Origin of the sequence: Kytococcus schroeteri (genome assembly GCF_042433515.1) — a bacterium.
Lineage (GTDB): Bacteria > Actinomycetota > Actinomycetes > Actinomycetales > Dermatophilaceae > Kytococcus > Kytococcus schroeteri.
Window position 1 is genome coordinate 283,719 of the sequence record NZ_JBHLVH010000004.1, and the last position, 20,047, is coordinate 303,765.

Annotated in this window: 18 protein-coding genes and 3 tRNA genes; 6 read left to right on the plus strand and 15 right to left on the minus strand. The window is 73.0% G+C overall.

Annotated features, from left to right (window positions below; genetic code table 11):
- Positions 1-11: 11 nt before the first annotated feature.
- The 5 genes from clpX to ACFFHC_RS03105 form a co-directional block, all read right to left on the minus strand.
- On the minus strand, positions 12-1,283 hold the full coding sequence (gene clpX, locus ACFFHC_RS03085; RefSeq protein WP_070706242.1) for an ATP-dependent Clp protease ATP-binding subunit ClpX: 1,272 nt from the start codon (positions 1,281-1,283) through the stop codon (positions 12-14).
- Between the two features lie 142 nt (positions 1,284-1,425).
- Positions 1,426-2,079 (minus strand): ATP-dependent Clp protease proteolytic subunit, encoded by a 654-nt coding sequence (locus ACFFHC_RS03090; RefSeq protein ID WP_070706241.1) that lies wholly within the window; start codon positions 2,077-2,079, stop codon positions 1,426-1,428.
- A gap of 50 nt (positions 2,080-2,129) precedes the next feature.
- Complete coding sequence (locus ACFFHC_RS03095; protein WP_141494488.1) at positions 2,130-2,807, minus strand: ATP-dependent Clp protease proteolytic subunit; 678 nt, start codon at positions 2,805-2,807, stop codon at positions 2,130-2,132.
- A gap of 187 nt (positions 2,808-2,994) precedes the next feature.
- Positions 2,995-4,578 carry a trigger factor gene (tig, locus tag ACFFHC_RS03100; protein WP_379802938.1) on the minus strand — a complete coding sequence of 528 codons (1,584 nt, stop codon included), beginning with the start codon at positions 4,576-4,578 and terminating at the stop codon, positions 2,995-2,997.
- 106 nt (positions 4,579-4,684) lie between these two features.
- A tRNA-Pro gene (locus ACFFHC_RS03105) sits at positions 4,685-4,758 on the minus strand.
- A gap of 122 nt (positions 4,759-4,880) precedes the next feature.
- Between ACFFHC_RS03105 and ACFFHC_RS03110 the strand changes: the two genes are divergently transcribed.
- Positions 4,881-4,954 (plus strand) — tRNA-Gly (locus tag ACFFHC_RS03110).
- A gap of 152 nt (positions 4,955-5,106) precedes the next feature.
- A complete protein-coding gene (locus ACFFHC_RS03115; RefSeq protein WP_237769689.1) occupies positions 5,107-5,298 on the plus strand; it encodes an antitoxin in 192 nt (63 codons plus the stop codon).
- An 86-nt stretch (positions 5,299-5,384) separates the two neighbouring features.
- Here ACFFHC_RS03115 and ACFFHC_RS03120 read toward each other — a convergent pair whose 3' ends face one another.
- A complete protein-coding gene (locus ACFFHC_RS03120; RefSeq protein WP_070703391.1) occupies positions 5,385-5,846 on the minus strand; it encodes a ribose-5-phosphate isomerase in 462 nt (153 codons plus the stop codon).
- 48 nt (positions 5,847-5,894) lie between these two features.
- Entirely contained in the window at positions 5,895-6,560 is a 666-nt protein-coding gene (locus ACFFHC_RS03125; protein WP_070703392.1) for a DsbA family protein, read from the minus strand.
- A 138-nt stretch (positions 6,561-6,698) separates the two neighbouring features.
- Here ACFFHC_RS03125 and pepN point away from each other — a divergent pair, with 138 nt between their 5' ends.
- From pepN to ACFFHC_RS03140, 3 genes are read left to right on the plus strand one after another with little or no spacing between them, the layout of a single operon-like run.
- Complete coding sequence (pepN, locus tag ACFFHC_RS03130; protein WP_101849826.1) at positions 6,699-9,272, plus strand: aminopeptidase N; 2,574 nt, start codon at positions 6,699-6,701, stop codon at positions 9,270-9,272.
- The gene (locus ACFFHC_RS03135) at positions 9,269-10,156 is read left to right on the plus strand and encodes a mechanosensitive ion channel family protein (protein ID WP_070705822.1); all 888 of its coding nucleotides are present in this window, start codon (positions 9,269-9,271) and stop codon (positions 10,154-10,156) included. Before pepN ends, ACFFHC_RS03135 begins: the two co-directional genes overlap by 4 nt.
- Positions 10,143-10,628: a globin gene (locus ACFFHC_RS03140; RefSeq protein ID WP_070705823.1), complete on the plus strand. Its 486-nt coding sequence runs from the start codon at positions 10,143-10,145 to the stop codon at positions 10,626-10,628. The genes ACFFHC_RS03135 and ACFFHC_RS03140 overlap by 14 nt, the downstream gene beginning before the upstream one ends.
- A 35-nt stretch (positions 10,629-10,663) precedes the next feature.
- On the opposite strand, the gene ACFFHC_RS03145 is transcribed toward ACFFHC_RS03140, so the two are convergent.
- A complete protein-coding gene (locus ACFFHC_RS03145; RefSeq protein WP_238329902.1) occupies positions 10,664-11,338 on the minus strand; it encodes a DUF8185 domain-containing protein in 675 nt (224 codons plus the stop codon).
- A complete protein-coding gene (locus ACFFHC_RS03150; RefSeq protein WP_083323670.1) occupies positions 11,335-11,889 on the minus strand; it encodes an acyl-CoA thioesterase in 555 nt (184 codons plus the stop codon). Before ACFFHC_RS03150 ends, ACFFHC_RS03145 begins: the two co-directional genes overlap by 4 nt.
- A 155-nt stretch (positions 11,890-12,044) precedes the next feature.
- Between ACFFHC_RS03150 and ACFFHC_RS03155 the strand changes: the two genes are divergently transcribed.
- The gene (locus ACFFHC_RS03155; protein ID WP_070705682.1) at positions 12,045-12,929 is read left to right on the plus strand and encodes an acyl-CoA thioesterase; all 885 of its coding nucleotides are present in this window, start codon (positions 12,045-12,047) and stop codon (positions 12,927-12,929) included.
- A gap of 3 nt (positions 12,930-12,932) precedes the next feature.
- Here the strand turns inward: ACFFHC_RS03155 and ACFFHC_RS03160 are convergent, their stop codons facing one another.
- The 6 genes from ACFFHC_RS03160 to ACFFHC_RS03185 form a co-directional block, all read right to left on the minus strand.
- A complete protein-coding gene (locus tag ACFFHC_RS03160) occupies positions 12,933-13,931 on the minus strand; it encodes a pseudouridine synthase (RefSeq protein WP_070705679.1) in 999 nt (332 codons plus the stop codon).
- Positions 13,932-13,982: 51 nt separating this feature from the next.
- Positions 13,983-15,665, minus strand: a complete 1,683-nt coding sequence (gene ettA, locus ACFFHC_RS03165; protein WP_070705680.1) for an energy-dependent translational throttle protein EttA — start codon at positions 15,663-15,665, stop codon at positions 13,983-13,985.
- Between the two features lie 101 nt (positions 15,666-15,766).
- Entirely contained in the window at positions 15,767-16,330 is a 564-nt protein-coding gene (locus tag ACFFHC_RS03170; protein WP_180802278.1) for a single-stranded DNA-binding protein, read from the minus strand.
- 107 nt (positions 16,331-16,437) lie between these two features.
- Positions 16,438-18,114, minus strand: a complete 1,677-nt coding sequence (locus ACFFHC_RS03175; RefSeq protein ID WP_101850005.1) for a GTPase — start codon at positions 18,112-18,114, stop codon at positions 16,438-16,440.
- A complete protein-coding gene (locus ACFFHC_RS03180) occupies positions 18,111-19,823 on the minus strand; it encodes a GTPase family protein (protein WP_238138219.1) in 1,713 nt (570 codons plus the stop codon). Before ACFFHC_RS03180 ends, ACFFHC_RS03175 begins: the two co-directional genes overlap by 4 nt.
- 33 nt (positions 19,824-19,856) lie before the next feature.
- Positions 19,857-19,929 (minus strand) — tRNA-Arg (locus ACFFHC_RS03185).
- Between the last annotated feature and the right edge of the window lie 118 nt (positions 19,930-20,047).

Genomic DNA, 20,047 nt, shown 5'->3' on the forward strand with positions numbered 1-20,047 from the left:
CCCGGTGCGGGTCAGGCGCTCTTGCGCTTGGGTCGCTTGGCGCGCTTCTCGTCGCGGCGCACGATGGTCGGGTTCACGTTGTCGGCCACCACGTCGGCGGTCACCACGACGCGCTCGATGCCGTCGTCGCTCGGCACGTCGAACATCACCGGCTGCAGCACCTCCTCCATGATGGCGCGCAGTCCGCGGGCGCCGGTGCGGCGCAGCATCGCCTGCTCGGCCACCGCGCGGACGGCGTCGTCGGTGAACTCCAGCTCCACCCCGTCGAGGCGGAAGAGGTGCTGGTACTGCTTGACCAGTGCGTTGCGCGGCCCGGTGAGGATGTCGACCAGGGCGTCGGCGTCGAGCGGGTTGACCGCGGCCACCACCGGCACGCGGCCGATGAACTCGGGGATGAGCCCGAACTTCACGAGGTCCTCGGGGCGCACGTTGCGCAGGAACTCCCCCTCGGTGCGGCGCGCCGAGAGGGTGGCCCCGAAGCCCAGGCCGCCCTTGCCCTCACGCTCGGCGACGATCTCGTCGAGCCCGGCGAAGGCCCCGCCCACCACGAACAGGATGTTGCGGGTGTCGATCTGCACGAACTCCTGGTGCGGGTGCTTGCGGCCGCCCTGCGGGGGCACCGAGGCCACCGTTCCCTCCAGGATCTTCAGGAGCGCCTGCTGCACACCCTCGCCGGAGACGTCGCGGGTGATCGACGGGTTCTCGCTCTTGCGCGTGATCTTGTCGATCTCGTCGATGTAGATGATGCCGGTCTCGGCCTTGGACACGTCCCCGTCCGCGGCCTGGATGAGCTTCACGAGGATGTTCTCGACGTCCTCCCCCACGTAGCCCGCCTCGGTGAGCGCGGTCGCGTCGGCGATGGCGAAGGGCACCTGCAGGAGCTTGGCGAGGGTCTGCGCCAGGTAGGTCTTGCCGGTGCCGGTCGGCCCGATCATGAGGATGTTGCTCTTGGCGACCTCGGGGGCGTCGGGGTCGTCGGAGGAGCCCTGTGCGTCGATGCGCTTGTAGTGGTTGTACACGGCCACCGCGAGGGCCCGCTTGGCCTCGTCCTGCCCCACCACGTAGGACTCCAGGAAGGCGTGGATCTCGCGCGGGGTGGGCACCTTCTCGAGGCGCTCCACGGAGGCGGCCGGGAACTCCTCGTCGATGATCTCGTTGCAGAGCTCGATGCACTCGTCGCAGATGTAGACGTTGGGCCCGGCGATGAGCTTGCGGACCTGCTTCTGGCTCTTGCCACAGAAGGAGCAGGTGAGGAAGTCCCCGCTCCCCGCAGTGCGCGCCATTGACCTCTCCCGTCCGTCCGGTGGTGACTGCGCTCCACGCTACCCCCGGCCTCCGACGACCTCGGGGCAGGGGCCACGATGCGCCGCAGGGGACCGCCACCTGCACGGTGGCGGCCCCCTGCGGGGTGCGGCGGGAGGGTACTCAGCCCTCCAGGGCGGCCTTGCGGCTCGGGAGCACCGCGTCGACGAGGCCGTACTCCTTGGCCTCCTGCGCGGAGAGGATCTTGTCGCGCTCGATGTCGTTGCGGACCTTCTCCGGGGTCTGACCCGAGTGCTTGGCCCAGGTGTCCTCCAGCCAGGTGCGCATGCGCAGCACCTCGTTGGCGGTGATCTCCAGGTCGGAGGCCATGCCGCCGGTGCCCTCCATGGCGGGCTGGTGGATGAGGATGCGCGAGTTGGGCAGGGCGAAGCGCTTGCCCGGCGCACCGGCCGCCAGCAGCACGGCGCCGGCCGAGGCGGCCTGGCCGAGCACGAAGGTCTGCACGTCCGGGCGGATGAACTGCATCGTGTCGTAGATGGCCGTCATCGCGGTGAACGAGCCGCCCGGGGAGTTGATGTACATCAGCACGTCGCGGTCCGGGTCCTGGGACTCCAGCACCAGCAGCTGGGCGATGATGTCGTCCGCCGAGGCGTCGTCGATCTGCACGCCGCAGAAGATGATGCGGTCCTCGAACAGCTTGGTGTACGGGTCCTGACGCTTGCTGCCGTAGGCGGTGCGCTCCTCGAACTGCGGGAGCACGTAGCGGGAGCTGGGGCCGGGCACGTGCAGACGTCCCTGGGCGCTGGCGTGGGTCATGTTTCCTCCGTGCATCATCGGCGTGTGGGCGGGAACCTGCGGGTGGTGGGTCACTTGCCCTCCTGGCCGGTCTCACCGGCGTGGGCCCGGTCCTCGTCGGCCACGTCGCCCTTCTTCACGTCCTGGGTGTCGGTGGAGGTCTGGAAGACGTGGTCCACGAAGCCGTACTCCTTTGCCTCCTGCGCGGTGAACCAGCGGTCACGGTCGGAGTCCTTGGTGATCTGCTCCGTGCTCTGGCCGGTGTGCTCGGCGATGAGCTCGGCCATCTGGCGCTTGATGTGCAGCAGCTGCTCGGCCTGGATCTTGATGTCCGAGGCCGTACCGCCGACGCCGCCGGAGGGCTGGTGCATCATGACGCGGCTGTGCGGGGTGGCGTAGCGCTTGCCGGGGGTGCCGGCCGAGAGCAGGAACTGACCCATCGAGGCCGCCAGGCCCATGGCCACGGTCGCCACGTCGTTGGGGATCCAGTTCATGGTGTCGAAGATCGCCATGCCGGCGGTCACCGAGCCGCCCGGGGAGTTGATGTACAGCCAGATGTCGGCGTTGGGGTCCTCGGCCGAGAGCAGCAGCAGCTGGGCGCAGATGGCGTTCGCGTTGTCGTCACGCACGTCCGAGCCGAGGAAGACGATGCGCTCCTTCAGCAGGCGGTTGTAGATCTGGTCGTCCAGACCCGCCAGTCGCGCGCCCTCACTGGCCACGGCGGGGGTCGATGCGGTGTGCTCGCTCACGGGCGTCTCTCCTTCGTCGGACGGTTCCTGGTGTGGATCCCTCGAGGGACGCTAACGCCGAGCCGTCCCGCTTTCGTCCCGGCCGGCGGCCCTGTTCGCCCTCAGCGCACGCACCTGCCACCCCGGACACGCGGACGGGGCCGCTGCGCGCTCGCGCAACGGCCCCGTCCTGCGGGTGACCCGGGGGTCACTTCTCCTCGGAGGTCTCCTCCGCGGGCGCCTCGTCGGCCTTCTCGGCAGCCTTCTTGGCCGGAGCCTTGCGGGTCGTGGTCGCCTTCTTGGCCGGGGCCTTCTTGGCAGCCGGCTTCTCGGCGGCCTCCTCACCCTCGGCAGCGTCGTCGCCCTTCTCGGCAGCCTTCGCCGGAGCCTTCTTGGCCGAAGCCTTGCGGGTCGTGGTCGCCTTCTTGGCCGGAGTCTTCTTGGCAGCCGGCTTCTCGGCGGCCTCCTCACCCTCGGTCGCCTCGTCACCCTCACCCTCGGTCGCCTCGTCACCCTCGCCCTCGGCGTCGTCCTCGAGCGCACCCAGGTCCACGGACTTGCCGTTGGTGTCCACGATCTCGGCGGTCTCCAGGACGGCGGCCAGGGCCTTGCGGCGGCGCACCTCCTCGACGACGGCGCCGATCTGACCTTGCTGGTCGAGCATGCCGATGAACTGGTTGGGGTCCATGCCGGAGGACTGCGCGGACATCATGAGGTACTCGAGCAGCTCGTTCTGCTCGACCTCCACCTCGTCGCGCTCCACCAGGGCGTCCATGAGGAACTGCGCACGCAGGGCGTCCTCGGTGGACTTGGTGACCTCGGCGCGGTGGTCGGCGTCGTCCTGACGACCCTCACCCTCGAGGTGGGAGTTCACCTCAGCCTCCACGATGGCGGCCGGCACCGGGATCTCGAGCTGGCCCAGGAGCTGCTCGAGGATCTTGTCGCGGGCCTCGATGCCCTGCTGGAAGGTGGCGTTGCGCTCTGCCTGCTTGCACAGGTCGGCCTTCAGCTCCTCGACGGTGTCGAACGGGGACGCCAGCTGGGCGAACTCGTCGTCGACCTCGGGCAGCTCGCGCTCCTTGACCGACTGCACGGTGACGGTCACCTGGGAGTCCTCGCCCTGACGGTCGCCGCCGGCCAGCGGGGCGGTGAAGGTCTTGGACTCGCCGGCGGACATGCCCACGAGGGCCTCGTCGAGGCCGTCGATCATGGTGCCCTGACCGACCTGGTAGGAGACGCCCTCCACGGAGTCGATCTCGTCGCCGTCGATCTCGGCACGCAGGTCCATGGAGACGTGGTCGTCGGTGGCCACGGCGCGGTCCACCCCCTTGAGGGTGCCGAAGCGCTCGCGCAGGTCGTCCATGCGCTTCTGCACGTCCTCCTCGGACACCTCGGCCGCGGCGACCTCCACCCTCATGCCGGCGGTGTCCGGCAGCTCGATGGCGGGACGCACGTCGACCTCGACGGTGAACTTCAGCGGGTCGCCGTCGGCCACGGGCACGTCGGTGAGCTCGAGCTGCGGCTCGCCGATGGGCTGCAGGTCGTTCTCGGTGATGGCGCGGGCGTACAGCTCGGGGAGCTGAGCGTTGACGGCCTCCTGCACCACGGCGCCACGGCCGAAGCGCTGGTCGATGATGCGAGCCGGGACCTTGCCCTTGCGGAAGCCGGGGATCTGGACCTGGCCGGCGATGGTCTTGTACGCCTCGTCGAGGGCGGGCTTGAGCTCCTCGTGGGGAACCTCCACCGCCACCTTCACGCGGGTCGGGTCCAGGTTCTCGACAGCACTCTTCACGTCACTCGTCTCCGTTGGTTCAGGGGGATGGGGCCGGCTGCGGCCCCGTCGTCCAGCGACCACGCCGTGTCGCCACGCGATCGCAATGGGGATCAATGCTAGACGGTCGGGGTAGCCGGATTCGAACCGGCGGCCTTCCGCTCCCAAAGCGGACGCGCTACCAAGCTGCGCCATACCCCGTGCTCGGCGCACGACCGCGGCGCCGACAGGGTAGGGTATCCCGGTGCATCGGCCTGCGGTGCATGCCACCGGCAGCAGACCGCCACGCGGCTGCACGCGGCGGCAAGCAGGTCACCACGCGTGCGGGCGTAGCTCAATGGTAGAGCCCCAGTCTTCCAAACTGGTTGTGCGGGTTCGATTCCCGTCGCCCGCTCCACGTCGTACGAGAGCCCCGCGGACACCCCCGCGGGGCTCTCGTCGTCCCCCTTTTCCTTGCGCCCCTCACGCCGGGCTGACAGGGTGGGTGCGGGCGACCCACCCGGGTCGCGCACCGCAGTCACCCGACGAACGGAGAACACCATGGGCATCATGGACAACGCCAAGGACCTGGCAGGCAAGGGCTACGACGCGCAGCGCGAGAAGGTGGATGGCGCCATCGACGCCGCCGGTGACCGCGTCGACGACGCGACCGGCAACAAGTTCGGTGACCAGATCGCCTCCGGTGGCGACAAGGTGGGCGAGCACCTGGACGGCCTGAGCGGCGACGAGCAGCAGGCCTGAGCCCCTCCCCCGGCCGTGCCGGGGAGACGACGAGGCCCCCACCAGGTGGTGGGGGCCTCGTCGTGCGCTACGGCCGGTCGTCCTGGTCAGGCCGGCAGGGTGCCGTCCTTCTCGTAGGCCTCCACCATCGCCACCCGACGGGCGTGACGCTCCTCGCCGGTGAACTCCGTGGTGACGAAGGCCTCCACGATCGCCTCGGCGGTGGCGGTGTCCAGGAAGCGCGCCCCCAGGCTCAGGATGCGGGCGTCGTTGTGCTGGCGGGCCAGGACGGCCAGCTCCGGGCTCCAGGCCAGCGCCGCGCGCACGCCGGCCACCTTGTTGGCCGCGATCTGCTCCCCGTTGCCCGAGCCGCCCAGCACGATGCCGAGCGAGGCCGGGTCCTCGGCCACGGCCCGCGCGGCGGGCAGGACGAACACCGGGTAGTCGTCCACGGCGTCGTACTCGGCCGGGCCGTGGTCCACGACCTCGTGGCCGGCGTCGGTGAGCCACTGCACGAGGTGGCGCTGCAGGTCGTAGGCGGCGTGGTCGCCACCGAGGTGGATCTTCATGGGTCTCCTGTCAGAGGTACGTGCGTCGGGTGCTCGGCGCGGCGTCGCTCAACCGAACTGGGGGCCGACGTCGCGGGAGCGCTTGAGCTCGAAGAAGCCGGGCACCGAGGCGGCCTGCACCACGCCGTCCCACAGTTGGAGCGCGGCCTCGCCGGTGGGGGCCGGGGTGACCACCGGGCCGAAAAAGGCGGTGTCGCCGATCCGGATCACCGGAGTGCCCACGTCGTCGCCCACGAGGTCGACGGCACGCTGCTGGCGCGTCCGCAGGTCCGCGGTCACCTCGTCCTCGGGGTTGTTGCCCACGCCACCGGGGTAGGCCACCTGGGCCAGCTCGGCGGGCAGGCCCACCTCGGCCAGCGCCTCGGCGATGAGGGCCTCGGCCTCGGTCCGGTCGCCGGGCTTGCGGCCACCCGGGTGCAGGCGGGTGCCGAGGGCGTCGTAGAGGGGCTTGGCCACCTCCTGGCCGTGGGCGGCCACGGCGGCCGACACCACACGGGCCGGACCCCACGCGAGCTGCATGCTCTCGGCGTACTCCGCGGGGAGGTCGCGCCCGTCGTTGAGCACGGCCAGCGACATGAGGGACCAGGTGACCTCGAGGTCACGGGCCTCGGCCACCTCCATGAGCCAGCGGCTGGTCATCCAGGCCCAGGGGCAGGTGGGGTCGAAGAACATCTCGACCTGCGTGCGCTGCGTCGTCTGCGATGCGTCGGTCATGCCTCCGAGTCTGCCACCGTCACCCGCCCCGCCGACGACACCACCGCCCGCCCACGGGCCCCGCCGCGGCCTCGTGATCTGCACCATCTGCGTGGCACACTGCCGCTGTCCACCGGCCCCCACCCCCTGGAGTACCCCGTGCCCGGCAAGAACCTCACCCGCGACGAGGCAATGGAGCGCTCGCAGCTCATCGCGACGCACAGCTACGAGGTGACCACGGACGTCACGACCGGTCCGTCCACCTTCGCCACGCGCTCGGTGGTGCGGTTCACGGCGCTGGGGGCCGGCGACACCTTCATCGACTTCATCGGCGACCGGGTCACCCGCGCGACGCTCGACGGCGCCGCGCTGGACACCTCCCGTTTCGACGGCGCCCGCCTGCCGGTGCCCGGCCTCACCGAGGGCGAGCACGAGCTGGTGGTGGAGGGCGTGGGCCGCTACATGAACACCGGCGAGGGCCTGCACCGCTTCGTGGACCCGGCCGACGGCGAGGTGTACCTGTACACCCAGTTCGAGGTGGCCGACTGCCGCCGCATGTTCCCGGTGTTCGAGCAGCCGGACCTCAAGGCCACCTTCCAGTTCACCATCACCGCCCCGGCGCACTGGCAGGTGCTGAGCAACGAGGCCACCCCGCAGGGCGTGCCCGCCGGCACAGGCACCCTCGACGGCGAGAACCCGGTGGAGCGCGCCACCTTCACCTTCGAGCCCACTCCCCCGATCTCCTGCTACATCACCGCCGTGGTGGCCGGGCCGTACGTGCGCTTCGAGGACTCGGTGGAGACCCGCAACGGCACCGTGCCGCTGGGCGTGCTGGCCCGCAGGAGCCTCGAGCAGCACCTGGACGCCGACAACGTCTTCGCCATCACCAAGGCCGGCTTCGCGTTCTTCGAGGAGTACTTCGACCAGCCGTACCCCTTCCGCACGTACGACCAGGTCTTCACGCCGGAGTACAACATGGGGGCGATGGAGAACGCGGGCTGCGTGACCTTCGCCGAGATCTACGTCTTCCGCTCCGCCGTGCCCGACACCCTCGTGGAGCGCCGGGCCCTCACCATCCTCCACGAGCTGGCCCACATGTGGTTCGGCAACCTGGTGACCATGAAGTGGTGGAACGACCTGTGGCTCAACGAGTCCTTCGCCGAGTGGGCGTCCACCACCTGCCAGACCGAGGCCACGCAGTGGGACACCGCGTGGACCACCTTCGCCATCAGCGAGAAGACCTGGGCGTACCACCAGGACCAGCTCTCCTCCACGCACCCGATCGTGGCCGAGATCCGCGACCTCGCGGACGTGGAGGTGAACTTCGACGGCATCACCTACGCCAAGGGCGCCAGTGTGCTCAAGCAGCTGGTGGCCTACGTGGGCGAGGACGCCTTCCGCGACGGGCTGCGCGCCTACTTCGCCGAGCACAAGTGGGGCAACACCACCCTGGCCGACCTCACCCGCCACCTCGAGGCGACCTCCGGCCGCGACCTCGGCCCGTGGGTGGCCGCCTGGCTGGAGACGGCGGGGGTCAACACCCTCTCCCCCGTCCTCGAGGTGGACGACGCCGGCACCGTGACCGCCGCGGCCATCGAGCAGAAGGCCACCGCCGAGCTGCCCACCCTGCGCCCGCACCGCATCGCCGTGGGCGCCTACGACCTGGTGGACGGCTCCCTGCAGCGCACTGACCGCTGGGAGCTGGACGTCACCGGCGAGCGCACCGAGCTGCCGCAGCTGGTGGGCCGCGCCCGCCCTGACCTGCTGCTGCTCAACGACGACGACCTGGGCTACTGCAAGGTGCGCCTGGACGCCCACAGCCTGGCGACGGCCACCGAGCACGTGGCGGCCTTCACCGACTCGCTGCCCCGCGCCGTGGTGCTGGGGGCCGCGTGGGACATGACCCGCGACGCGCAGATGTCGGCGCGCGACTTCATCGAGCTGGGGCTCCGCGCCCTGCCCGGGGAGACCGACTCCACGCTGGTGCGCATCCTGCTCTCGCAGCTGGAGGCCGCCGCCGGCCGCTACGTGGCGCCGCAGCACCGCGAGGCCACCGCCCAGCGCCTGGCCGACGAGCTGGGCCGCCTGGTGGAGCAGGCCGCCCCGGGCTCGGACCTGCAACTGCAGCTGGCCACCGCATGGGCCGCCGCCGTGCGCGGGGAGGCCGGCGTGGCCCGCCTGCGCGCGCTGGTGGACGGCACCACCGAGCTGCCGGGCCTGACCGTGGACACCGACATGCGCTGGGCGCTGGTGACCGGCCTGGCCAAGAACGGTGTGCTGGACGAGGACGAGCTGGCCGCCGAGGGGGCGCGCGACCGCACCGCCTCGGGTGCCGAGCGCCTGGCCCGCGCCCGCGCCGCCCGCCCCGACGCGGCCTCCAAGCAGGCGGCCTGGGACAGCGTGTGGCGCGACACCCGCCTGCCCAACGCCGAGGTGGTGGCCACCGCCGCCGGCTGGCAGCGCGCCCGGACGCCGGAGGACCTGCGGCCCTTCGTGGAGCCCTACTTCGAGGCCGTGGCGGACATGTGGGACGAGCGCACCCACGCCATCGCCGAGGCGGTGGCCGGCGGCTTCTACCCGCACCCGCTGGTGCACCAGGACCTCGTGGACGCCGCGCAGGCGTGGCTCGACGGCCACCCGGACGCCTCGGCCGCGCTCCGCCGCGTCATCGCCGAGAACCGCGACGGCACCGTCCGCGCGCTGGCCGCCCAGGCCTTCGACGCGCGTTCGTGACCGCCGGCACCACCGCCCCCGGGTGGGAGGACATCACCCGGGTGGTCGGCGCCTGGCTCGCCACCCACGGCCTGGCCGTGGTGCTCATCGTCGTCGTCGCCCTCCTGCTGCGGAGCGTCGCCCGGCGCCTCATCGGGCGCCTCACCTCGTGGATGACCGACCGCTCCCGCCAGGGGAGGCCCGACGGTCACGCCGCGGACCTGCGCCGGCGCCAGCGGGTGCTCACCCTCACCAGCCTGCTGCGCAGCGCCTCGTCGGTGGTCATCTGGACGGTCGCGGCGCTCATGGTGTGCGACCAGCTCGGTCTGCCGCTGGGTCCGCTGCTGGCGAGCGCCGGCATCGGCGGCCTGGCCATCGGCTTCGGCGCGCAGTCGCTGGTCAAGGACGTCATCAGCGGCGTGATGCTCATGGTGGAGGACCAGTTCGGCGTCGGTGACTGGGTGGACCTCGGCGAGGCCTCCGGCGAGGTGGAGGAGGTGACCCTGCGCGTCACCCGGCTGCGGTCGGCCGACGGCGTGGTCTGGTACATCCGCAACGGCGAGATCCTGCGCGTGGGCAACACCACCCAGGGCAGCCCGGTGGCCACCATCGACGTGCAGGTGGGTGCCCGTGCGGACTCCCGGCAGGTGATGGACGTGCTCACCACCGCCATGGAGGAGCTCGCCGCCTCCGAGGCCGGGCAGGCCACCCTGTTGCGCGCCCCCACCGTGGCCGGCATCCAGGAGGTGAGCAACGGCGCCATGACCGTGCGCGTCTTCGCCGACTGCGTGGCCGGGCAGCAGTACGCCGCTGCCCGTGACGTGCGGGCCGCGGCCAAGGTGGCGCTGGACACCGCGGGGGTGCCCGGGCCGCCGGTGCGAGACTGGGGCCATGAGCAGCGCTGAGCAGACCGGGCAGCCCACGATCTACGAGATGGTGGGCGGCCACGAGGCCTTCGTGCGGCTCACCGCCCTGTTCTACGAGGGCGTGGCGGGCGACCCGCCGCTGCGCGACATGTACCCCGAGGAGGACCTCGGCCCGGCCGAGGAGCGCCTGCGCCTCTTCCTGGAACAGTTCTTCGGCGGCCCCACCACCTACTCCGAGACCCGCGGCCACCCCCGGCTGCGGGCCCGTCACGTGCCCTTCGCGGTGACGCCGGACATGCGCGACCGCTGGCTGCGCCACATGGGGGCGGCCATGGACGCGATGGGCTTCCCCGCCGAGGCCGACGAGATGATGCGCGCCTACTTCGAGCGGGCCGCGCACTTCATGGTGAACACCCCCGACGAGGGCGATGCCCCGCTGCACGAGAGCGCCCCGCCGGTGCACCCCGCGCCGCGTCGGCCGCGGCTGACGATCACCCGCGTGGAGGATTGAGCCCGGGCACTCGCTCGGGCCCGGGCCCGGCCCGCTCAGCGGGCCAGCACGTGCCCGGTGGGCGTCGCCAGGCGCCACCAGGGGCCGCTGCGCAGCACCACGGCCTCGTCGGCCCCGGTGAGGAATCCCAGCGCATCGGCGCCCAGCGCCAGGCCCTGCGGCCACCCGGCGCCCACCGAGCGCGACCAGACGCGGCGGCGGAGGTCGGCCACCGCCGCGGCCCCCGACCCCGCCGGCGCCCCGGCGGACACCTCCTGCACCCCGGTGCGCGTGAGCTCGGCGAGGTCCGCGGTGTCCACGCGCACCACGGGCTCCCAGCCCGTCATCGGCGGGGAGGCCGCGGCCCACGGGGCGGCCACCTCGCTCGGCGGCACGGGCAGCGTGGTGGTCGATGCCGAGCGGGCGGCCAGGCGATCGGTCACCGCAGCCAGCGGCACCACCACGTCCACGTCCACCGGGCAGGCGGCCGGGACGGCGCGCATGCCCAGCACGGTGCCCTCCTGCAGCAGACCGGCCCCGGGCACCACGCACACCCAGGAGGCCAGCACGCCGTCGCGCAGCTGCAGCCGCATGGCGCCGGCGGCGTCCAGGTGCTTGGCGCGGGCGGTGAACGAGGCGAGGTCCGCCAGGTCGTCGGCGGCCAGGGTGAGCACCGGCTGCCCCCCGCCGGTCGTGGTGCCCGGCGTCGTGCCCGGCGCGCCGCCCGTCATCGGCGGAAGGCCACGGGCTCGGCCACGAAGCGTTCCAGCACCTCGCGCTCGGTGGCGGTGAGGCGGCGCGGGCGGGCGGCCTCGAAGTCGTAGGTGACGATGGCGGTGCTCGCCCGCAGCGCCACCGTCAGGTCGGCGTCCGTGGGCACCGGGGCGTCGAGCGACACGGGCACCTCCCCGCCGGCCAGCGGGTGCTCGCTCAGCTCGTACTCCACCGAGAAGCTGCCGCCGGACAGGCTGCCGATCCACATGTCCACCACCACCGGGGCGTACCGGAACTCCACCGGCCGCAGGTACTCCACCTTGTGCGAGGCCACGAGCAGCCCCGTGGACAGCGGGCTGGAGCCCTCGAACCACTCGTGCATGCCCTGCACGCGGGCGTCCTCCAGCAGCTGCAGGAAGGTCACGTTGTTGACGTGCCCGTAGGCGTCCATGTCCGACCAGCGCAGCGGCACGTTGAGGCGGTAGGGGCGCGGGCCGGCGGTGGTGGAGGCGTGCGTGGTGAGGTTGCCCGCGGTGGGGCGTCCCGGGGCGTTGCTGTGGGTGGTCATGCGCGCCATCGTTCCACCCGGGCGCGACAGCGCGGCGCCCGGGTGGGGCGGGCGAGGCGTGGTTGAGTGGCCCCGTGACGTCCCAGAACACCCCGCCCCGAGACGAGTCCACCCCCACCACCGGGAGCGAGCCGCCGGCCCCGATGGGGTCGAGCATGGGCCACCGCCAGACCGTGCACCTGCCCGAGGACCCCTTCGCGCAGCTGCTGGAGGTGCTCGACGTGCAGGCCCTGGGGGCCAACACCTTCATCGGCCAGAGCCAGCCGCAGCCCCAGGGGCGCGCGTTCGGCGGGCAGGTGCTGGCGCAGTGCGTCATGGCCGCCGGCCGCACCATGGACGGCCTGGACGAGCGCCGCATCCACTCCCTGCACGCCTACTTCCTGCGCCCGGCCGACTCCACCCGGGAGATCCGCTTCGAGGTGGAGCGCCTCCGCGACGGCCGCTCCTTCTCCGCTCGCCGCGTGGCCGCCTACCAGGACGACCGGGTGGTGCTCTCCATGACCACGTCCTTCCAGGACCCGGCCGACGGCCTGGACCACCAGGAGCCGATGCCGGACGTTCCCGCCCCCGAGGAGCTGCCCTCCATCGCCGAGCTGCTGGCCGGCGTCGACGACCCGCGCGCGGCCTTCCTCACCCGGGGCCGCCCGGTGGACATGCGCTGGGTGGACGGCCCGCTCTACGGCCCGGACTTCGCCCGCGCCGACCACCAGAGCGTGTGGGTGCGCCTCACCGGCGCGCTGCCCACCGATCCGCTGCTCCACGCCGCCGCGAGCGCCTACCTCTCGGACTACACGCTGCTGGAGCCCGTGCTGCGCTGCCACGGCATCCCGTGGACCGACCGCCGCCTGCGCCCGGCCAGCCTCGACCACGTGATGTGGTTCCACCGCCGCCCGCGCCTGGACGGCTGGATGCTGTACACGCAGGCCTCCCCCTCGGCCCAGTCCGGCCGCGGGCTCGGCGTGGGGCGCCTGTTCCACGCCGACGGCACGCTCATGGCCTCGGTGGCCCAGGAGGGCATGGTGCGCATCAAGGAGGACTGAGCCTCAGCCCTCCCCCGGGACCTCCGGGTGGCCTCGCAGCGGCAGCGTCCGCGGCGAGGCCGCCGTGCGTCGGGCCCCCGTCCACGGGTCGGTCCAGGCCAGTTCACGGGCCAGCAGCTGCAGCGGGGTCGTGAAGTCCCCCGTCACCTGCTCGGTCTGCACCGGGTAGAGCGGGTCGCCCACGATGGGCAGGCCCAAGTGCGCCAGTTGGACGCGCAGCTGGTGGGTGCGCCCGGTGCGCGGGTGGAGGCGCAGCGCCGCCCGCCCGGCGGCCTCGTCCACCTCCACGGCCTCGATGCGGGTCTCCGCGTCGGGCGGGCCCGACACCACGGCCACCTGGTGGCTGCCGCGCCGCTTCACCAGGCGGTGGCGCTGCACGCCGAGGGCCCGCTCCACACGTTGCGCGAGACCCAGACCCTCGGTACCCGGCGCCACCGGCCACGGGGGCCGCTCCCCCGCGCCGGCCGCGGCCTCGTCGGAGGGCAGGGACACCACCGCCTCGTAGGTCTTGGCCACCTCACGGCGCTCGAACAGCTGCTGCAGGGGCGCCCGGGCCCCCGGCGTCCGCGCGCACAACAGCACCCCGGAGGTGAGACGGTCCAGCCGGTGCACCGGCACCGCATCGGGGTGGGTCTGCTGCAGCCGGGCCACCACGGTCTGCTGCACGTGCACCCCGCGCGGGATGGTGGCCAGGAAGGGCGGCTTGTCCACGGCCACCCAGTGCTCGTCCTGCTGCAGCACCGGCAGCCCACCGGGCACCTCGGGCTCGACGGGGTGCGGGCGGTACAGCCACGCCACCCGGCGCCGGGGACCGGTGGGGAGGTACGCGGTGGTCTCGTCGGCCACCAGGCCCCGGGAGCCGGGCACACCGTCGTCGACCACCACCTCCCCGGCCGCGATGCCGGCGGCCACGAGCCCCGGCTGCCCTGTCACCTCCGCGAGCGCCTCGGCCACCGTGGCCCACGGACCACCCGGCGGGATGCGGACACGGGCGACGCCCACCCCCTCCCGCGGTGGCAGGGGGGATGGGCGTCGGCGCCGGGAACGGCTCACTCAGTCACGCGTGAGGCGACGGTGGGTCACGCGGTGCGGACGCGCGGCCTCCTCGCCCAGACGGTCGACCTTGTTCTTCTCGTAGGACTCGAAGTTGCCCTCGAACCAGTACCAGTTGGCCGGCTCCTCCTCGGTGCCCTCGTAGGCGAGGATGTGCGTGGCCACGCGGTCCAGGAACCAGCGGTCGTGGCTGATGACCACGGCGCAGCCGGGGAACTCCAGCAGGGCGTTCTCCAACGAGCCCAGGGTCTCGACGTCGAGGTCGTTGGTGGGCTCGTCGAGCAGCAGCAGGTTGCCGCCGGCCTTGAGGGTGAGGGCCAGGTTGAGGCGGTTGCGCTCACCACCGGAGAGCACGCCGGCCTTCTTCTGCTGGTCCGGGCCCTTGAAGCCGAACTGCGAGACGTACGCGCGGCTGGGGATCTCCACCTGGCCGACCTTGATGTGGTCGAGCCCGTCGGAGACGACCTCCCACAGGGTCTTCTCCGGGTCGATGTTCTCGCGGCCCTGGTCGACATAGCTCACCTTGACCGTCTCGCCGACCTTCACGGTGCCGGAGTCCGGCTCCTCGAAGCCCACGATGGTCTTGAACAGCGTGGTCTTGCCCACGCCGTTGGGGCCGATGACGCCCACGATGCCGTTGCGCGGCAGGCTGAAGCTGAGGTCCTTGATGAGGGTGCGGTCCCCGAAGCCCTTGGACAGGTTCTCCACCTCGATGACGGTGGAACCCAGGCGCGGGCCCGGCGGGATCTGGATCTCCTCGAAGTCCAGCGTCCGCATCTTCTCGGCCTCCGCGGCCATCTCCTCGTAGCGGGCCAGACGCGACTTGGACTTGGTCTGGCGGCCCTTGGCGTTGGAGCGCACCCACTCGAGCTCCTCGGCGAGGCGCTTCTTGAGCTTGGCGTCCTTCTTGCCCTGGACGGCCAGGCGCTCCTGCTTCTTCTCCAGGTAGGTGGAGTAGTTGCCCTCGTAGGGGTACAGGCGGCCGCGGTCGACCTCGCAGATCCACTGGGCCACGTTGTCGAGGAAGTAGCGGTCGTGGGTGACGGCCAGGACGGCGCCCTCGTACTCGGCCAGGTGCTGCTCGAGCCACTGCACGCTCTCGGCGTCGAGGTGGTTGGTGGGCTCGTCGAGCAGCAGCAGGTCGGGCTTGCTGAGCAGCAGCTTGCACAGGGCCACGCGGCGGCGCTCACCACCGGAGAGGTGGGTCACCGGCTCGTCGGCCGGCGGGCAGCGCAGGGCGTCCATGGCCTGCTCCAGCTGGGAGTCGAGGTCCCATGCGTCGGCGGCGTCGATCTTCTCCTGGAGCTTGCCCATCTCCTCCATGAGCGCGTCGAAGTCCGCGTCCGGGTCGGCCATCTCGGCGGAGATCTCGTTGTAGCGGTCGAGATCGGCCTTGATCTGGCCCATGCCCTCCTCGACGTTCTGCCGGACCGTCTTGGACTCGTCCAGCGGCGGCTCCTGCAGCAGGATGCCGACGGTGTAGCCGGGGGTCAGCCGGGCCTCGCCGTTGGAGGGCTGGTCGAGCCCGGCCATGATCTTGAGGATGGTCGACTTGCCGGCACCGTTGGGGCCGACGACGCCGATCTTGGCGCCCGGGTAGAAGGACATGGTCACGTCGTCGAGGATGACCTTGTCGCCGACGGCCTTGCGGGCCCTGGACATGGTGTAGATGAACTCCGCCATGGCAGGTGAGTCTAGGCCGTGACGGGCCGAGGACGGACCCCGGTCGGGGCGCCCCCGCGGCCACCCCGACCGGTCCCACCGGCCCGCCCTGCACCGGCCCCTCAGGCTGCGGCCCCCGCGGCGGCGGCCTCACGCTCCCCGGCCTGATCCGCGGTCGGCGCGGCCCCCTCCTGCGGGGCCTCCCCCGGCTCCGGCGGCACGAACACCGGCAGCGAGGCCTCGGGCAGCTCGCTGGTGGCCGTGACGGCCGCCGTGCGCAGCGCCCGCCGCTCCTCCTGGGTGTCCCCGGCCCGCGGCATCGGCGGGCTGGCCACCTTCACGAAGCAGGCCTGACCGCGGGCCAGGTCGTGGCCCACCGCGGTCGCCTCGAGCTCCACGGTGGTGCCCGAGCGCTCGTCGGTACTCCAGTCCTGGATGCGCAGCCGCCCGTGCACGATGACGGGCTGCCCCTTGGCCAGGGAGCGGAACAGGTTGACGGCCTGCTGGCGGAAGGCGCACACCGTCATCCAGTTGGTGGCCACGGTCTCCACCGCGCCGGTGGAACGGTCCACCCGGTTGACGTTCTGGGCCAGGCGGAAGGTGAGGAAGGGCGTACCGCTGCGCCCCTGCCTCAGCACCGGCTGGCTGGCCACGTTGCCGGTCACGGTCAGGTAGGTCTCGCTCATGGTCTCTCCCGGTGTCGGCCAGCCGGGGTGGCTGGCGGTGCGCCCACCGTGGCAAGGGCCCCGCCCCGTGCGTGGCGCACGGCGCGGGGCCCTGTGGACGAGTGGCGTCAGGCCAGGGCCGACCCCAGCAGCTCGCGGGTGCGGCGGTGCCGGTCGAGCACCTCCTGGACCGGGTCGAGCACGCGCTGCTGCGCCACCTCGCCCAGGGCGGTTTCGAGCTCGCGGGAGACCTGCCGGCGCCGTGCCCGCGCCCCGAACCCGGCGAGGAAGCGCGCGAGCAGGCCCAGCAGCAGCCCCAGCGAGAGGCCGCCCCCGAGCAGCCACACGGGCACCGGCAGCCAGCGCCACATCGGCGGGTCCCCCAGCGGGATGTGGAGGAAGCCCTCGCCCAGGCTCAACGCGGCCAGCCAGACCAGGCCCACCACGGCGACCAGGAGGAGCAGCCACTGCAGCACGCCCACCAGCGGCCACCACCAGCTGGAGCGCTGCTGCACCCCGGTGCGGCGCACGGCGGCGTCGAGCTCGTCGGAGAGCCGGTCGGCCGGGGGCACGGCGGCGTCCATCACGGCCTCGGCCCAACGGCGCGGCAGGCCCACCGAGGCGGCGTCGCCCACCTCGCGGCAGGCCAGGTCCACCGCCGAGGTGGCGGTGCGCGAGGCCCGCGGGATGGACGACCGGCCCTGCGCCGGCGTGTAGCCCGCCGCACCCGGGGTCCCCTCGCCGAGGCGCAGGCGCTTCAGCGGGTCCGGCGTGAGGTGGCGCACCCAGCGGGTCACCGGCCACCCGGTGGCGGCCGTCGCCCGGCGCAGGTGGTCAGCCTCCACGGCGCGCAGCACGGTGGGCACACCGGCGGCCCGGGCGAAGGCGGGCACCAGGCGGTCGTCCCCGGGCAGGGAGACCTCCGGCTCGCGCTCCCCCACCGAGTCCAGCAGCGACTCCGCGGAGGTGCGCACGTCGCCCAGCAGGCGGGCGCGCACGGCCCGCTTCTCGGCCACGATGCCGGCGAGCACGTCGCGCAGCGCGTCCAGCCCCAGCCCGGTGCGGGCCGAGACGGGCAGCACGCGCACGTCGTGCACCCCGTCGCGCTCCAGCAGGCCGGAGAGGTCGGCCACCACGGCCTCGCGGGCGTCCGGCGGCAGCAGGTCGGCCTGGTTGAGCACCACCACCATCACCGTGTCGTGGTGGCGGCGGGCCCGGATGTAGTCGTCGTGCATGCGGGCGTCGGCGTACTTCTGCGGGTCGGTGACCCACACGAAGAGGTCGGCCATCTCCAGCACCCGGTCGGCCTCGGCGTGGTGCGCGGTCTCGCGGGAGTCGAAGTCCGGCAGGTCCAGCAGCACCAGCCCGTCCAGGGCGCCCGGGGCGGTGCCGGAGTCGCCGTCGTCGGCCCGGTGGCGGTGGTGCACGCCGATCCAGTCGAGCACCTCCCCGGCCGGCTGGTCGCCCCACACCACGGCGGTGGTCGTCGACGTGGTGGGGCGGCGGACGCCGGGCTCGGTCACCTGCACCCCGGCGAGGGCGTTGGTGAGCGTGCTCTTGCCCGAGCCCGTCGCCCCGGCCAGCGCCACGATGGTGTGGTCCCCGGCCAGCGCGGTGCGCTCGTCAACCTTCCGGCTCACCTCGCCGGCCCGGCCCGCCGCCAGCGGCTCCAGCTCGCGCCCGCCGGTGGACACGGCCTCGCGCAGGGCCAGGGCGCGCTCGCGCAGGTGGGTGCGCTGCGCCTCGCCGTCGGCCTGCGGGTCGGGCGCACCGTGGGTCCCCTCGCGGCGTCCCCAGCGGCTCATCGCTGGGCCTCCACCTCGGCGGCCGCGGCCCGCAGGCGGGCGGCCACCTCGGGGGTGGCCCCCACCTCGTCCAGCACGGCGTCGTAGCGCGCCCGCTCGTCGGCCATGAGGGCGGTCACGCGCTCCTCCAGGTTGCGCCGGGCGGTCGCCGCCAGCGAACGCACCGCCTGGTCGCCGAAGATCGCCTCGAGCACGCGCTGGGCCACCACCGCCGACCCGCCGACGATGGCCACCTCGCTGCCCAGCAGGGCACCACCGGTGGACGCGAACACCAGCACCATGAGCAGCACCCCGATGCCGTTGATGCCGAAGGCCAGGTAGCGGGCGGTGGCGCGCTTGCTGCCGGCCTGTCGGCGCACGAGCTCCAGCAGGTCACCCTGCCAGTCGTGCACCAGCTGCTGGCTGCGCTCCCGGGCCCCGGCGCCGGGACGGGCGAGCTCCGGGTGGCGCTCCAGCAGGGCCGCACCGGCGGGGTCGCCGCGCCAGGCCCGGGCGGTGACCGCCGCGGCGGCCTCCAGCTGGGACTCCAGCAACTGGGCCGCCCCGTCCCCCAGGGCCTCCCCGAGGTCGTCGGTGGTCGCCGGACGGGGACGCCCGGTGACGAAGGCGGTGATGCGGTCGCGCAGGCGGCCCACCCCGGCATCGAGCTGCTTGAACACCTCACCGGTGCCCACGAGCTCCTGCCACCGGGCCAGCACCTCACCGCGCAGCAGGGTGCCGTCGTCCATCGCCTCGGAGACCCGGTCCCGGGCATCCTCGTGGCCGCGACGGGCGTCCTCGCGCAGTCCCTCGACCACGGCCACCTGCTCGTCCACACCCTCGGCCACCTGCAGGGTGCGCCGGTGCAGCGAGGCCAGGGTGCCGGCCAGGGTGCGTCGGATGACCACCTGGCGGGCGTCGGCGTCGTCGGCCAGGGAGTTGAGCCAGGAGCGCAGCGGCAGCACCTCCTCGGCCGGCAGCAGCCCCTCGGCGGTCAGGTGCGCCTCGGGCACGGAGAACACCGGCGCGTCGCCCAGGCCCTGCTCGCGCAGCATCGCCGAGAAGTCGGTGCGCACCTCCTCCATGACCCCCTCGGGCACACGGTCCAGCACCAGGGCCACCGAAGTGCCGCGCTCAGCGGCCTGCAGCAGCATCTGCCAGGGCACGGCGTCGGCGTAGCGCGCGGCGGTGGTGACGAAGACCCACAGGTCCGCCGCGCCCAGCAGCTGGCGGGCGAGGTCGCGGTTGGCCTGCACCACGGAGTCGATATCGGGAGCGTCCAGCAGCGCCAGGCCGGGGCGCAGCGTGCGCGACTCCACGAGGCGCACGGCACCGGCGTCCCCGTCGCCGCCCTCGCCCCCGGTGGTGCGCGCCAGCTCCGGCAGCACGCGGTCGGTGGTGAACCAGCCGGCGTCACTCGGGTGGTGGATGAGCACGGAGGCCCGGGTGGTGGGACGCAGCACGCCGCTGCGGGTCACCGTGTCGCCCAGCAGGGAGTTCACCAGGGTGGACTTGCCGGCGCCGGTGGACCCGCCGACCACGCACAGCAGCGGGGCGTCCAGCGCCTGCAGGCGCGGCAGGGCGTAGTCGTCCAGCTGGCGCAACAGCTGTCCCCGCTGGTCGCGGGCCGCCACCGCACCCGGTGCCTCCACGGGGAACCGGGCGTCGGCCACCGCCGCGCGCAGGTCGGTCACGGCATCGAGCAGTTCTGGGTCCACACGCTCAGTCACGGTGGACAGACTAGGCGCGGCGGCCCCCTCGGGCGCCCCCGGCGCGATTCGAACGCGCAACCATCGGATTAGAAGGCCGGTGCTCTGTCCATTGAGCTACGGGGGCTCGCACCGGCCCACCCGAGGCGGGTCCCCGGCCGGTGCGGGCGGTCAGTCTAGGTGTGATGTCCAGCCAGGTTGTTGAGGCGGCTGACTGGCGGGGCTCCGATCGCGGAGTGGACCCG

Bases quoted from the DNA above. Each gene is read 5' to 3' on its own strand.
- ACFFHC_RS03145 (WP_238329902.1), bottom strand. From the start codon at position 11,338: ATGACGGGCGGCGCGCCGGGCACGACGCCGGGCACCACGACCGGCGGG.
- ettA (WP_070705680.1), bottom strand. From the start codon at position 15,665: ATGGCGGAGTTCATCTACACCATGTCCAGGGCCCGCAAGGCCGTCGGC.
- ACFFHC_RS03140 (WP_070705823.1), top strand. From the start codon at position 10,143: ATGAGCAGCGCTGAGCAGACCGGGCAGCCCACGATCTACGAGATGGTG.
- ACFFHC_RS03150 (WP_083323670.1), bottom strand. From the start codon at position 11,889: ATGACCACCCACAGCAACGCCCCGGGACGCCCCACCGCGGGCAACCTC.
- ACFFHC_RS03175 (WP_101850005.1), bottom strand. From the start codon at position 18,114: ATGAGCCGCTGGGGACGCCGCGAGGGGACCCACGGTGCGCCCGACCCG.
- ACFFHC_RS03115 (WP_237769689.1), top strand. From the start codon at position 5,107: ATGGACAACGCCAAGGACCTGGCAGGCAAGGGCTACGACGCGCAGCGC.
- ACFFHC_RS03155 (WP_070705682.1), top strand. From the start codon at position 12,045: ATGGGCCACCGCCAGACCGTGCACCTGCCCGAGGACCCCTTCGCGCAG.
- ACFFHC_RS03170 (WP_180802278.1), bottom strand. From the start codon at position 16,330: ATGAGCGAGACCTACCTGACCGTGACCGGCAACGTGGCCAGCCAGCCG.
- ACFFHC_RS03125 (WP_070703392.1), bottom strand. From the start codon at position 6,560: ATGACCGACGCATCGCAGACGACGCAGCGCACGCAGGTCGAGATGTTC.
- clpX (WP_070706242.1), bottom strand. From the start codon at position 1,283: ATGGCGCGCACTGCGGGGAGCGGGGACTTCCTCACCTGCTCCTTCTGT.
- ACFFHC_RS03090 (WP_070706241.1), bottom strand. From the start codon at position 2,079: ATGACCCACGCCAGCGCCCAGGGACGTCTGCACGTGCCCGGCCCCAGC.
- ACFFHC_RS03120 (WP_070703391.1), bottom strand. From the start codon at position 5,846: ATGAAGATCCACCTCGGTGGCGACCACGCCGCCTACGACCTGCAGCGC.